Genomic DNA, 13,345 nt, shown 5'->3' with positions numbered 1-13,345 from the left:
CGCGAGTGGCGCGCTCGGGGGCGTCGGCCGAACGCGCTCCGCAGCCTCGAGCTGCGTCACGAGAGCGGCGGCTTCCGGCAACGCTGACGAAAGTCAGACGTCCGCGACGGAGAGAACCGCGTCCACTACGGACGCGATCGGCTGAGTGCCGTCGATGATCACAACGTCCGGCCGCCGGTGCACGGACTCCGTTGGCCGGTTCGCCCGCAACGCGGCAGCCAGTTCTTCCGGGTGCGAGCCGAACGAGTTCGTCGTCCGGCTCGCTAACCGTGCTGTCAGCGTCTCGTCGTCGACAACGAGACAGATCACGAGGTCGAACAGATCGTCCACCACGTCGCCGTTCTCGGCCGATCCGCAGAGAAAGACGGTCGTCGTGGCGGCTCGCGCAGCGAGGGACTCGACCTTCTCCCTGGCCATCCGCCACCCGTAGCGATCCAGCCAGCCGGCCGGGACCGGGAACGGCGGGTCGGCGACGACCTGCCCGCTGACTCGATCCACCCAGTGGCTGTATCCCTCCCAGTCGGCGTCGACCGCCACCCACCCTCGGCGCTTGAGCAGGTCGCAAACCGTTGACTTGCCGACGCCCGAATTCCCCGTCACCCAGATCAAGGCCACCGGCGGAGCCTCGCACAGCGGCCCGAACTCAGCCATCGAGATTGTCGATCCACCGAAGGCGATTTCGTTTGCGTTACCGGAAATCGTCGCTTCCATCGTCTTGCCATACTGCTCGGCAGGGGGATCCCGCGAATCGTGGACACGGCAGCCGTCGCTCAAGCAGGTTCGAGTCAGGTCCTCGAGGTCATGGAGATCCTCCTCGGCATCCTCGCCATGGCCCGCTGGCCGTTCGGCCCTGTCGATGCGATCGCCGTCCCCACTGGCCAGGGCGAGGAGTGGCGGGTGACGCAAGCCATTCAGCTGTGGGAGCGTGACCGAAGCACCCGACACCTGTTGGTTGCAAACGGCAATCCGGCAGAGCGGACCTACGTACCGATCACCCGCGGCTATCTGGGGGAGCTTGGCCTACAGCGTCAGGTCGGCGTCCACCTCCAGGAGGAGTATCAGCGGTGGCTGTGGGATTCATTGGGTCGCGTTCGCTGAAGTATCCGACATCGACGCTTCCCGCTGTCGCGACTCCGGCTGGTCGAGGACGGCCTATGCTCCGAGGATGCTGCAGATCGCCGAGGGCGTGTTCGAGATCGCGGTGGGGTTCGTGCACGTGCACCTCGTGCTGACCGATGACGGAGTTGTTCTCGTCGACACCGGACTGCCGGGCAAGTCACGCACGATCGAGCGAGCCTTGGGCGAGGCCAGGAAGACGATCGGCGACGTACGCACCATTCTGCTCACCCATTGGCACGCCGACCATGTTGGTGGCGCTGCTGCCCTGCGTCGGCGCTCCGGCGCGCGTACGGTCGCTCATGCGATCGACGCACCGGTCATCACGGGTGCCGTCCCGATGCCGCTCCCGGCGGTGCAGCGGACGCTCGCCAGGCTGGTGACCGGGAAGCCCGAACCGGTCATGGTGGATGAAAGCCTGTCCGCTGATGGACCGGTGTCGGTGCCCGGCTTCAGCGCCTTCCACACTCCGGGCCACACCGCGGGGCACGTGTCCTACCTGCTCGACCGTGCGGACGGCATCCTCTTCGCCGGTGACGCCGCGACCGGCGGGGGTACGAAGGTCCGCCACATGTCACGGACGTTGAACGCGGACCCGACAACGGCCCGGTCGAGCGTCGCCAAGCTGGCCGCGTTGTCCTTCGACGTCGCGGTCTTCGGTCACGGCAAGGCAGTGGCCGGAGGTGCGGTCGAGAGGTTCCGGGACCTCGCCGCGCGGTAGCCGACCGGCGGTGCCGCATCCGCTCATGGCACCGCCGGTCATGTGCTCGTTGCCGGGGACGACCGGCCACTGTGACCATCACGTCGGCTCGACCTCAGTGATCCAGAGGGTCAGCAGCTGCAGAGTCTGGTCCGCCGTGGCCGGCCGAGCGGCTTGGCAGGGCGTGCAATGCTGACCACCTTGCCCCGATCATCTTAGCCAGTAAGATACTTACATGGACATATCGGTCTACGTCACCGGGATCGGGAGACGACTGTGGACACGATGGGTGACCGCATCGCGGCGGTCGGTCGAAGCCGGGCCGCCGTCCGATGCAGAACTGCGGACTTCCGCAACCTATTTCGGTATTTCGAGCGGTCTCTGGTTTCTGAGTCGCGGAGGCGGACGTCAATGCAGTCGGGGAAGCGCAGAAGGACAGCTCGACTACGGAAAGCCACCATGTGCGCCAAATCAATGGTGCCTGTGATCCGGGTGCCCGTACGTCCCGCCGCAAGGTGCTCCCCTTTACTGCGGACGTCCGCAGAGCCGTGATGATTCCTGGCGACCCACCCGACGCCATGCGAACTTGTGTGTGGACACAGCGGCCTTCGGCCGGCGAGGAGGGAGTGTGACGGTGACCCAGACACGGCCGCCTGATCTGTGGGCCCACCCCCGCGTCCTCCTGCGTGGCGCCGTGCGGGTGTTCGGGCCCGAACGGATCGGCCTGTGGTGCATCGGTCTGCTGGCCGGCCGGGTGCCGCCGGACGCGCCCGACGAGCCGGCGCTGACCTGGCTCGGCGGCCGGCATGCCGAACAGCTGCTCGCTACCCGGGGCGCGGACCTGGGTGATCAGGCCTACTGGCCGCGGGTGTGGGCCGCACGGGGCCTGCTGCACGAGTGGGCTCCGGCCGCCGCGCCGGTCGTGGTCGCCGCATTGGACGATCCGGCGTGGCGGGTGCGGGAGATGGCCGCCAAGGTGGTCCGCCGGTTCGAGTTGGGCGAGGCCGGCGACCGGCTTGCTCTGTTGGTCGCGGACGACGTTCCCCGGGTCCGCGCGGCCGCGGCGCGGGCGATCGGCGACGTGGGTGAGGCCGAGCATGCCGACGCGCTGTACGAGGGCGCGGACGATCCCGACGACGAGGTCCGCCGGGCGGCCCGTCTGGCCCTTTCCTCGATGCGGAGGAGACTCGACCGTGACCTCTGAGCGGAGCGCACGGCCGCGGTACCCGTGGTCCGGCAGGAATCTTTCTCCCGCCATTCCTTACCTTCGATTACCTGCTTTGCGCGATCACCGGTTGTCCGACTCGGCCGGACGGTCAGGTGGCGGAGGAAAGACATTCCGGAGCCGGTCCCGATCTGGCCTCGTCTCGGATCCGTGCATTTTGTTGGGAGCGTTGACGTCGTGTTCACACCGTTGGGTATCGAATTCCTGAGGCCGGGGGAGCACTCGACCGTACGGGATCTCTGCCGCCGGCCCGGCAATGAAACCTCGGTCCTGCTCATCGAGGGGGAGGCCGGCATCGGGAAGTCCACGTTGCTGCACCACGGCGTGGCCGAGGCGGCCCGGTCGGGTCACCGGGTTCTGCGCTCCGCGGCCGTCCCCGCCGAGCGGGACCAGCCGTACTCCGGGCTGCTGGATCTGCTCGCCGGGGTCACCGGCGAGACCTGGCCGGACCTGCCCGAGCCGCAGCGCGACGCCCTGGAGGTCCTGCTCCAGCGCCGGCCCGGCGACGTGCGCGGGTTCGCTCCGCAGACCGTCGGGATGGCGCTGCTCTCCGTCCTGCGCCGGCACGCCCGGCAGACACCGACGCTCGTCGCTCTCGACAACCTCCAGTGGCTCGATGACGCGTCGCTGGATGCGCTGTCCTTCGCGGCGCGCAACCTCGACGGCGCACCGGTGCTGGTCGCCGCGACCGTGCGGACCTCGGCTCCGGGGGCCGTCCTGGACCCGGCCGATCTGACACCTCAGCCGCCCCGGCCGGAGGTGCTGCAGGTCGAGACGCGCCGGCTGCTGTCGCTGCGCGACCTCGACGCCCGTCAGGTCCGCGACCTGCTCTACGCGGCCTACGACGTGACGTTGTCGCTGCCGGACGCCGACCGGGTCCGCCGCTGGACCCGTGGCAACACGTTCTGGGTGCTGCAGCTGGGCGCGGAGATGGCCGGTCGCTGGCAGCCCGGCGACGACCTGCCGGTGCCGAAACTCGCCCTCACCGTGGCCCGCCGGTGGGTCGACACGGCGCCGTCGGAGACGGTCGAGGCCGTCGTCGCCGTGGCCGCCGCCGGCCGGTTGCCGGTCCACTCCGCCGTCGCAGCCCTGCAACCGGTGGTGGACGATGCCGGCGCGGCCCTCGACGACACCGTCGTCGCCGGGCTGGTGGTGGAGGAGGACGGTCACCTGCGGCCGGCGAGCCCGCTTTTCGGTGAGGCGGCCCGGCTGGCGATTCCACCGGTACGCAGGGCCGGCATGCACCGCCGGCTGGGCGCGCTCAGCACCGATCTGCACCGACGGGCGAAGCACCTGTCGCTGGCCGCCGGGGGAGGCCCCGACGAGGAGGCCGCCGCGGCGATGGAGGCCGCCGCCGTGTCCGCCGCGGTGCACGGCGACACCCGGCTGGCGGGCGAACTGGCTGCCGCCGCCGTCGAACTGACCCCGCCGTCGGACGGCTCGGCGGTCGTGTCGCGCCGGGTGCTGGCCGCCGAATTCCTGACCTGTGCCGCCGCGCCGGACCGCGCCTGGGACCTGCTGTCCCCGGTGGACCCGGCCGGGCTGGACGAGGAACTGGCGGAACGGGCGGTGCCGTTGCTGGCCGAGCTGCACACGGTTCGCGGCGAGACCGCCGCTGCCCGGGGACTGGTCGCCGGCGTTCTGGAGCACGCCCCGCGACGGGGCCCGCGGCGGGTTCTCGCGCTCAGCCTGGCGGCGCACTGGCGGTACGGGGACACCGACCGGTTGGCGATGGCGGTCGAGGCGGTCGGCGAGGCCGACCGCTCAGGCGCGTCCCCCGCGGTCACCCATCGCGCCCTGCGCGTGCTGGTCCTGTCCCGGGCCGAGGCCGGCGCGGGGATCGAGGAGGATCTGCTCGTCCGGCTGCGGCAGATCGAGAGCGAGACCGGGCACCGGCGCACGCACACCGGTGCGGACGCCCTGCTCGGCATGGTGAGCCGGTTCGACGAACGACTCGACCGCTCCCGCACTCTGCTGCGCCAGAGCCTGATCCGCGCGTCCGAGCGGGGCGAGCAGGACGGCGTCGCGGCGCTGCGGGTGCAGCTGGCGGACGCCGACCTGCTCGCCGGTGACGCCGAGGCCGCCTGGTCCGCCCTCGACCAGGAACGGGCCGCCGCGGACCGCGGTGAACCGCTGCCGTATCTGTCCGCCGTGGTACTCGGCAACCTGCTGGTTTCCCGGTGCCGGCTCAAGGCTGCCAGAGCGCTGGTGGAGGCCCAGGCCGCCGTCGTCGCCGGGCCGCTGGACGCGATCCCGTCCCGGGACCGTCTCGCGGTGTTGTACCTGCGGGGTCTGGTCGCCCACCGGGCCGGGGAGTCCGACATCGCGGTCAGTGAACTGCTCGCGGCCCGGGCCGAGGCCGACGCGCTGGGCATCCACGAGCCGGGCGCCCGGTTCCGCCTCGATTCGGAACTCGCCGAGACGCTGATCCGCGCCGAGCGCTTCGAAGCCGCGCTGGAGATCGCCGCCGACCACACCGTACGCGGTGAGACGCGCCCGGTGATGGCAGGTGTGGCTGCCCGGATCGAAGGCATGGTGGCGATGGCGCAGGGCGATCTCGGCACGGCCGCGGACCGGATCCGGGTGGCCGTGACGGTGCACGAGGACTCGCCGATCCCCGGCGAGCTCGGGCGCAGCCTGCTCGCCCTGAGCCGGGTCGAGCGCCGGCGACGCAGCCGCCGTGCCGCGCAGGAGGCGCTCGAGCGCGCCGCCGAGGTGTTCACGGCGATCGGCGACCGCTGCCATGCCGGACAGGTCGCCACGGAACTCGACCGGCTCGTCGGCCGGGGCTCCTCACACCTGCTCACCGAGGTGGAACGCAAGGTCGCGGAGCTGCTGGCCGGCGGTGCGACGACACGCGGAGCGGCGTCGCAGCTGTTCGTCAGCGTCCGCACCGTCGAAACCCACGTGACCGCGATCTACCGCAAACTCGGGGTGCGTTCCCGGGCCGAGCTGGCCCGCGCGGTCGTCACCGATCAACCCGGCTGAGCGGCGACCGGGCCGACCCGCTCGACGCGAAGGAAGGTGCCATGACGAAGACCACGGAGATCGTCCTGCCCGCACAGGTGGGGACGGCCGCTCGCAGACTGGCCGGAGAGCTGCCGGTCGCCCCCGCGGCGTTGCTGCTCGCCGCGCACGCCACCGTCACGGCAGCGCTGGGTGACAACGTGCCGGCCGACGGCGTCGAGAACACACCGGCCCCCCGGCCGGACACCGGAGCGGGCGACGAGGTGCATTGCGACCTGGGAATGCTGGTGGCCGAGCCCGGGTCCTGGTCCGACCTCATCCGGCGCGCCCACGACGTGTTGCCCGGCACGCTCTTCGAGGACGACATCCAGGTCGTCGGAGCCACCGGTGGCAGTGACTTTCGGGCCAACCTCGGCTGGCGGGCGGGCACGCTGACCATCCGGCTGGACTGGTGCGGCGATGCCCCGGTCACCCCGGACCCGCTGTCCGGCGGCGTCCTGGAACGCCTCGCCGGGTACTACCGGTCCGCGCTCGAGCAGATGACCGCGGACCCGGACGCCGCGCACCACTCCGCCGTCGTGCTCAGCCACGACGAGGAACGGCTCCTTCTCGACGGCCTGGCCGGCCCGGTACGGGACCTGCCGGACCGGCGGTTCCACGAGATCTTCGCCGCCCAGGCCCGGCGGACCCCGGCCGCGGTGGCCGCGGTGCATCGCGAGGTGTCCTGGACGTACGCGGAGCTGGACCGGTATGCCGACAAGGTTGCCTGGGCACTGGTGGAACACCAGGCCGGACCGGGCGACGTGGTCGCCGTGGTGGCGGACCGCGACCTGGATTGGCTGGCCGCGGTCGTCGGCATCCTGCGCGCCGGGACCTGCTACCTCCCGGTCGCCCCCGACCTGCCGGCCGAACGGATCGCCGCGATGCTGGCGCGGACCGGCTGCCGTACGGTGCTCACCGGATCGGCCGACCGGTCCACACTGGACGACGCGCTGGCGCTGTTGCCGGACGTCCGAAGCGTCCCGCTCGACACCGTGCTGCGGGGCCCGGAGCGTCCGGCCGGCGGTCCGCGGGTGGCGGTGCAGGGTACGGACCTCGCCTACATCTACTTCACGTCCGGCTCGACCGGCGAGCCGAAGGGCGCCATGTGCGAGCACGACGGGATGCTCAACCACCTGCTCGCCAAGATCGAGGATCTGGGGCTGGACGCCGGCCGGACGGTGGCCCAGACCGCACCGCAGAGCTTCGACATCTCCCTCTGGCAACTCATCGCCCCGCTGCTGGTCGGCGGCCGGACGCTGCTCGTGGCGCAGGACGACATCACCGACGTCGGCTCATTCGTGGCGCTGCTCGCCGCCCAGCGGGTCGACGTGGTGCAGCTCGTGCCGTCGTACCTGGCGGCCGTGCTGACCTTCGTGGCGGACCGGCACGTCGATCTGCCGGACCTGCGGCTGGTCTCGGCCACCGGGGAGGCGTTGCCGGCCTCGCTGGCCGCGCGGTGGTTCGCCCGCTTCCCGCACGTGCCGCTGGTCAACGCGTACGGACTGACCGAGACCTCGGACGACACCAACCACGAGGTACTGCGTGAGCCGCCCGCCGGGGACGCCGTACCGCTGGGACGGCCGATCCGCAACGTGTCCGTGCGGGTCGTCGACGAGCACCGTCGCCTGGTCGCCTTCGGCGCACCCGGTGAGATCATGTTCTCCGGAGTGTGCGTGGGCCGGGGTTACATCAACGACCCGGAACGCACCGCCCGGGCGTTCATCGGCGACCCGTTCCGTCCCGGCGAGCGTGCCTACCTCTCCGGCGACTACGGCCGGTGGCTGCCGGACGGCCGGCTCGCCTTCCTCGGCCGGCGCGACGCGCAGGTCAAGGTGCATGGCTTCCGCATCGAGATCGGCGAGATCGAGAACCGCCTGCGTGGCCTGCCCGGGGTGGACGCCGCAGCGGTGGTCGCGGTCCCGGCCGGTACCGGTGACACCGCACTCGCCGCCTTCTGGACCGGCGCGGTCACCGTCTCCGAGGAGGCCGTCCGCGCCGGGCTGGCCCGCTCGCTGCCCTCCTACATGGTGCCGCGGAGCATCAGCCGGTTGCCCACCTTGCCGCTGACCGGCAACGGCAAGGTGGACCGGGCTGCCCTGCGTGCCCTCGCCGGCACCGATCCGCTCGGCCGGACCGACGGCGACGCGCCGCGGACGGCGACCGAGCGCGCCGTGGCCGTGGTCTGGGCGGAACTGCTCGCCATTCCGCTCGAACACATCCGGCGCGAGGACGACTTCTTCGCTCTGGGTGCGACGTCACTCTCCGCGATCCGGCTCGCGATGCGCCTCGACGGCGAGCTGACGCCGGCCCAGATCGTCGAGCATTCCGTGCTGGCCGACCTGGCCGCGACGCTCGCCGCCCGGTAGCCCGTACACCGAGTCCAGGTAGCGTTCGCCCAGATCGGGTGCGATCGCGACGGCGACCAGCTCACTCCGCCGGTCCCGCTCGGCCAGCCACTGCAGCGCCCCGCTGACCACGGTGCCGGTGGAGCCGCCGAAGAGGAATCCGTGCCCGGCCAGCCGGCGGCAGGTCCGGATCGTCTCCGCCTCGCTGACCACACGGACGTCATCGATCAGGCTCTCGTCGAGCAGGGGCGGCCGTACCCCCATCCCGAGGCCCGGGATCAGCCGCGGACCGGCCGGTCCGCCGAAGGTCACCGATCCGTGGGCGTCCACCGCGACGATGCGTACCTCGGGCCGGTTCTCCCGGAAGTACCGGGCGCAGCCCATCAGCGTGCCGGTCGTCCCGGCCCCGACGAAAACCACGTCCACCGCCGGGAAGCTCTTCGCGATGGCCGGTGCGGTCTGGTGGTAGTGGGCCAGCCAGTTGGCCTCGTTCGTGTACTGATCGAGCCAGACGTAGCGGTCGTCACCGGCGCACAGACCGCGGACGTAGGCGATGCGCGCGCCGACGAAGCCGCCGACCGGATCGGGTTCCGTCACGACGTGCACGTCGGCGCCGAGCGCCTCCATGATGCGCCGGGTCACCGGGTTGCATCTCGGGTCGGCGACGCAGACGAAGCGGTAGCCCCGGCTGGCCGCGATCATGGCCAGCGCCACGCCGAGATTGCCCGACGACGACTCGATCAGTACGGAGCCCGGGCGCAGCCGGCCGGACCGTTCCGCAGCCGCCACCATCTCCTCGGCCGGGCGCAACTTGACCGAGCCGGCGAAGTTGAACGCCTCGCACTTGAGGAACAGCGGGTGCGGGCCCAGGAAACGCAGGTCGACGAAGACGTCGTCGACGTGGAACTCCTGCGGGTCGGTGATCACCGGCACGGTCGCCGCCCCGCGGTGCGCCCGCCCGCGCGGGAGGTGCTCACCCGTACCGCCGCAGGTCGTGGAAGAAGCCGTCGACCTCGGCGAGCACGCCGGCGGCGGCCAGTTCCCGGTACACGTGCCGGCCGACCGCCAGATCCAGCACCCCGAGGCCGAACGGTGAGAAGAACACCGGCCGGTCGGTGCGCGGCGTCACCCGGCCGAGGAGCACGTCGGCGAGGGTGCCGGAGAGGAAGTCGCGGTCACCGGTCAGTTCCTCGGCCAGTAGCGTCGAGGTACGCGCGCGCTGCGCGTGGTCCACGTCGTCGACGAAGTTGTCACCGCTGAGCAGCACCCGCGGCGCCAGGTCGCGCAGGGACAGGTGCAGCACGACCGGGCGGTGGGCGAACCAGCCCGGCTCCTGCACGTGCGGTTCACCCGCCACCGTGGCGAACAGCACCAGGTCGGCGGCCCGGATCGCCGCCTCCGGACCGGGATGCACCGTCACCCGGCTGGTGCAGCCGGTGCGCCGCAGGTAGCCGCGGAACTCGGCGGCGTGCTCGGCGGACAGGTCGTACAGGGCGATGTCGTCGAAGTCCCAGCCGGTTCCGGCCAGGAAACCGTGGGTGTAGCGGGCGATCAGGCCGGTGCCCAGGACGGCCAGGCGGCGGGGCCGCTGCCGGCCCCGGCTCAGCCGCTCGGCGGCGAGCGCCGCGGACGCGGCCGTGCGGACCGCGCTGACGATCGACGCTTCCATGCAGGCGTACGGGTATCCGGTCACCGGATCGTTGAGCAGCAGCACCGCCGAAGCGCGCGGCATCCCGGTGTCCACGTTGGACGGAAAGCTCGAGATCCACTTGATGCCGTCCACGCCGTCCTCCCCGCCGAGTGAGGCGGGCAACGCGATGATGCGGGAATCCGGCCGGTCCGGGAACGTCAGGAACGCCGACGGTGGGTTGACCGTGACCCCGGCATCGTGTCGCCGGTACGCGTCCGCGACGATCTCCACCAGGCGCTTCTCCTGCCCGGCGAGCACGGCGTGCACCTGGGTGCCGGGAATGACGGCGAACGCGGGTACCGAGCTCACCACTGCTCCTCCTTGGCGGGACGGGGTACCACGGGGTCGGCCATCGCGACCAGGACCTCGCGCGGACCGTGGAAGGCGGGCCGGCTGTGCGCCATCCGGACGTTGTCGACCAGCAGCAGATCCCCGTCCTGCCAGGGTTCGGCCACCGTGTGTTCCCGGTACGCCGCGTCGATCGCCGCCACGGTGGCAGCCGGCACCTCGGAACCGTCGCCGTAGTGGGTACGGAAGGGCAGTCCGTCGGGGCCGTACACCGACCGGAGGTACTCGCGGACGTCCGGATCGAGGGTCCACTCGCTCAGGAACGCGATCTCGTTGAACCACAGCCGTTCCCCGGATTCGGGGTGGGTGACCACCGCGGGGCGGCGCTGGGTGGTACGCAGACCGCCGTCGGCGGTGTGCTCACAGGCGATGTCGTTCGCCCGGCAGTACGCGGCGATGGCCGCCGGGTCGGTGGTGCCGAAGTAGTCGGCCCGGTCGACCCCACCGCCGGCCGGAAGGTTGCGGGTGACGCGCCACCCGAGCCGTTCCGCGTCGGCCACGACGTCCGGAGGCAGCGAGCGGAGCACCGCGCCGGAGTCGGCCACGGCGGTCTGCCCGCCCTGCGCCGGCGCCGTCAGGCACCCGAAGAGCAGCAGGCCGGGCACCTCCCGGCGATGACTCAGTTCGTGGTGCATGCACATCTGCTCGTTGGCCGGCCACTGGGCGGAGGTGTACACGCCCTCGCCCAGGCGGGTCCGTGGGGCGAATCCCTCGCGCTCGGTCACCGGCCGGTCGGTCAGCGCCCGGGCCACCGCGGCGAACCCGGCCGCGTCGCGCAGGTGGAGGCCGCGGACCAGAACCGCACCGTGGCGGTGGACCAGGTCACGCAGGTGGGCCCGGTACCGGGCGGGGCCGGCCGCGGCCGCGGCCTCGGACAGGTGCAGCACCGGCGGCCGGCCCGGCCGGAGCAGGGGAGCGCCGAGGGTCCAGGCGGTTGCGGTCATCCGGCCGTCACCCCCGGCTCGCGCTGATCAGCAGCCGCCGGGTGGACCCGAGCGTGGGCAACGTGTCGCGCGCCTCCGCGACCAGCACATCGGCGGCCTCGCCGCCCAGTTCGGCGGCGAGTTCGGTGTGCCGGGCGATGATCTGCTCGTACGCCGTGGCCTGGCGCTCGCGCCATCCGTCCGGCTCGGTGATCTCCACCTCGGTGAAGCCGGCAGCGGTCAACAGCCAGCGATGGTCGAGGTATTCGGGCTGCCAGGTGCTGACCGCCAGCCGGCCGCCGGGCCGCAGGATGCGGGCGAGTTCGCCGAATGCGGCCGCCTTGTCGCGCACCATCCAGAGCGCGTCCACGCTCACCACGCCGTCGGCGGTGCCGGCGTCCAACCCGGTGCCGGTGGCGCTGGCCACCGCGAACCGCGCCCGGTCGGCGAGGCCGAACTCGTCCACCCGTCCCCGGGCCTCCGTGACCGCCTCCGCCACCACGTCGAGGCCGACCAGGTCGGCGCCGGTTTCCTGGGCGAGCCACATGCCGGGCCCGCCCCGGCCGCAGCCCACGTCGACCAGCAGGTCGCCCTTCGCCAGGTGCAGCCGGGCGGCCAGGTGGCGCAGCTCGGGCCAGGTGACGAAGCCGAACGGATCGAGCTCGCCCGGGTGCTGCGTGCCGTACGCACGCTGGTAGATGTCGCTGAGCACCCGGCCGTGCCGCTGGTTGCGCAACACCGGCCGGTACCGGTCCTCGACGTCCGTCGCGGTGCGCGGGGGAACCGCCATCACATTCGCCTTTCCTGTCGGGTTACCGGTGGCCGGCGTCACCGTCGGGCCGTCCGGTTCGATGAGCCCGGTCAGGTCGGCAAGCACCTCGGCATGTACCTGCGCGGCCTGCGGGCGGAGAAAGAAGTGGTCGCCGGGCAGCATCCGCTGGCGGAACGGGCCGTCAACCTGGACCGCCCAGTCGTTCAGGTCGTCGTGCGTCACCCCGCCGTCGGCCCAGCCGCCGAACGCCGTCATCGGCACGGACAGCGGCGGCTCGGGGCGGTAGCGGTACGTCTCGCTGATGGCGAAGTCCGCCCGCAGCAGCGGCACGGCCAGTTCGACCAGTTCCGGATGCGCGAAGACCTCCGGCGGGGTTCCGTTGAGGTGCTGGATGGCGGCCAGCAGTTCGGGCGTGGGAAGCCGGTGAATGGGCCAGTCGCGGTCCACCAGCTGCGGCGCCCGCCGGCCGGACACGAACATGTGCCGCGGCAGGGGGCGTCCGGTCCGGCGCAGATGGCGGGCCAGTTCGAAGCTGACCAGGGCACCCAGGCTGTGCCCGAAGGTCACGTACGGCAGGTCGAGGGAGGCGTCGAGCGCGTCGGCCAGCGGGCCCACCAGCGCGTCCATGTCGCCGTACGGCGGTTCGGACAGGCGCGACTCACGGCCCGGCAGCTGCACCGCGCAGACGTCCACCCAGCCCGGCAACGACTCCGGCCAGCTCCGGTAGACGGAGGCTCCGCCGCCGGCGTAGGAGAAGCAGAACATCCGTACCCGCGGTGCCGCCGGCTGCCGCCAGCGGACCAGCCAGCGGTTCACGAGGTCGTCCCGGTGACCCGGTGGCCGGCCGCGGTCAGCGCGCCGGCCGCGGCCGGCAGATCGGTCACCAGCAGGTGGTCGGTGTCGAAGGTGGCCACCGCGAAGACGCTGAGCCCGGCCGCGGCCAGCGGGCCGACGACCGACGCGACGACGCCCGGCTCGCTGGCCGCGAACGTCTCCTCGATCCGTAGGCAGGACCAGCCGGTCTCGGCGGTGATACCGCCGGGCACGGCCGCATCCGCGCAGATGACGGACAACTCGGCCGGAGTACGCGTCAGCGAGAGGAAACCGGGCGCCGCGTGCAGCGCCCAGCCGGGCATCGGCGCGTCGGCCGGCAACCGGCAGATCGCGAAGCTGCCCGGCACCACGGCAAGGGTGAGACTCTTCTGGGGCACGACGGC

At 72.1% G+C, this 13,345-nt stretch carries 11 protein-coding genes; 5 read left to right on the top strand and 6 right to left on the bottom strand.

Annotation, left to right across the window (positions count from 1 at the left end; genetic code table 11):
• Nucleotides 1-93: 93 nt before the first annotated feature.
• Nucleotides 94-711, bottom strand: a complete 618-nt coding sequence (locus LDL48_RS36905; protein ID WP_225259803.1) for an ATP-binding protein — start codon at nt 709-711, stop codon at nt 94-96.
• Between the two features lie 90 nt (nt 712-801).
• Here LDL48_RS36905 and LDL48_RS36900 point away from each other — a divergent pair, with 90 nt between their 5' ends.
• The 5 genes from LDL48_RS36900 to LDL48_RS36880 all read left to right on the top strand — a co-directional run bounded on the left by LDL48_RS36900 (nt 802) and on the right by LDL48_RS36880 (nt 8,416).
• Nucleotides 802-1,098 (top strand): hypothetical protein, encoded by a 297-nt coding sequence (locus tag LDL48_RS36900; protein ID WP_225259802.1) that lies wholly within the window; start codon nt 802-804, stop codon nt 1,096-1,098.
• A gap of 67 nt (nt 1,099-1,165) precedes the next feature.
• Nucleotides 1,166-1,837 carry an MBL fold metallo-hydrolase gene (locus tag LDL48_RS36895; protein WP_225259801.1) on the top strand — a complete coding sequence of 224 codons (672 nt, stop codon included), beginning with the start codon at nt 1,166-1,168 and terminating at the stop codon, nt 1,835-1,837.
• A 613-nt stretch (nt 1,838-2,450) separates the two neighbouring features.
• Nucleotides 2,451-3,020 carry a HEAT repeat domain-containing protein gene (locus LDL48_RS36890; protein ID WP_225259800.1) on the top strand — a complete coding sequence of 190 codons (570 nt, stop codon included), beginning with the start codon at nt 2,451-2,453 and terminating at the stop codon, nt 3,018-3,020.
• A gap of 198 nt (nt 3,021-3,218) precedes the next feature.
• Complete coding sequence (locus LDL48_RS36885) at nt 3,219-6,029, top strand: helix-turn-helix transcriptional regulator (protein WP_225259799.1); 2,811 nt, start codon at nt 3,219-3,221, stop codon at nt 6,027-6,029.
• 41 nt (nt 6,030-6,070) lie between these two features.
• Nucleotides 6,071-8,416: a non-ribosomal peptide synthetase gene (locus LDL48_RS36880; RefSeq protein ID WP_225259798.1), complete on the top strand. Its 2,346-nt coding sequence runs from the start codon at nt 6,071-6,073 to the stop codon at nt 8,414-8,416.
• Here the strand turns inward: LDL48_RS36880 and sbnA are convergent.
• Genes sbnA through LDL48_RS36855 form a run of 5 tightly spaced genes read right to left on the bottom strand, consistent with a single transcriptional unit; the run spans nt 8,306 to nt 13,339 of the window.
• Nucleotides 8,306-9,322 (bottom strand): 2,3-diaminopropionate biosynthesis protein SbnA, encoded by a 1,017-nt coding sequence (gene sbnA, locus LDL48_RS36875; RefSeq protein WP_225259797.1) that lies wholly within the window; start codon nt 9,320-9,322, stop codon nt 8,306-8,308. The two genes, LDL48_RS36880 and sbnA, sit on opposite strands and share 111 nt — an antisense overlap.
• Before the next feature lie 46 nt (nt 9,323-9,368).
• The gene (sbnB, locus tag LDL48_RS36870; protein ID WP_225259796.1) at nt 9,369-10,394 is read right to left on the bottom strand and encodes a 2,3-diaminopropionate biosynthesis protein SbnB; all 1,026 of its coding nucleotides are present in this window, start codon (nt 10,392-10,394) and stop codon (nt 9,369-9,371) included.
• Nucleotides 10,391-11,377 carry a TauD/TfdA family dioxygenase gene (locus LDL48_RS36865; protein WP_225259795.1) on the bottom strand — a complete coding sequence of 329 codons (987 nt, stop codon included), beginning with the start codon at nt 11,375-11,377 and terminating at the stop codon, nt 10,391-10,393. The genes sbnB and LDL48_RS36865 overlap by 4 nt, the downstream gene beginning before the upstream one ends.
• 7 nt (nt 11,378-11,384) lie before the next feature.
• Nucleotides 11,385-12,944 (bottom strand): thioesterase domain-containing protein, encoded by a 1,560-nt coding sequence (locus LDL48_RS36860; RefSeq protein ID WP_225259794.1) that lies wholly within the window; start codon nt 12,942-12,944, stop codon nt 11,385-11,387.
• The gene (locus LDL48_RS36855) at nt 12,941-13,339 is read right to left on the bottom strand and encodes an ACT domain-containing protein (RefSeq protein WP_225259793.1); all 399 of its coding nucleotides are present in this window, start codon (nt 13,337-13,339) and stop codon (nt 12,941-12,943) included. Before LDL48_RS36855 ends, LDL48_RS36860 begins: the two co-directional genes overlap by 4 nt.
• Between the last annotated feature and the right edge of the window lie 6 nt (nt 13,340-13,345).

The sequence above is a fragment of the Jidongwangia harbinensis genome (genome assembly GCF_020216025.1).
Lineage (GTDB): Bacteria > Actinomycetota > Actinomycetes > Mycobacteriales > Micromonosporaceae > Actinoplanes > Actinoplanes harbinensis.
Note: the sequence above shows the minus strand (reverse complement) of the source record. Positions and strands in the feature narration are given on the sequence as shown.

Bases quoted from the DNA above. Each gene is read 5' to 3' on its own strand.
- LDL48_RS36905 (WP_225259803.1), bottom strand. From the start codon at position 711: ATGGAAGCGACGATTTCCGGTAACGCAAACGAAATCGCCTTCGGTGGA.
- LDL48_RS36900 (WP_225259802.1), top strand. From the start codon at position 802: ATGGAGATCCTCCTCGGCATCCTCGCCATGGCCCGCTGGCCGTTCGGC.
- LDL48_RS36895 (WP_225259801.1), top strand. From the start codon at position 1,166: ATGCTGCAGATCGCCGAGGGCGTGTTCGAGATCGCGGTGGGGTTCGTG.
- LDL48_RS36880 (WP_225259798.1), top strand. From the start codon at position 6,071: ATGACGAAGACCACGGAGATCGTCCTGCCCGCACAGGTGGGGACGGCC.
- LDL48_RS36865 (WP_225259795.1), bottom strand. From the start codon at position 11,377: ATGACCGCAACCGCCTGGACCCTCGGCGCTCCCCTGCTCCGGCCGGGC.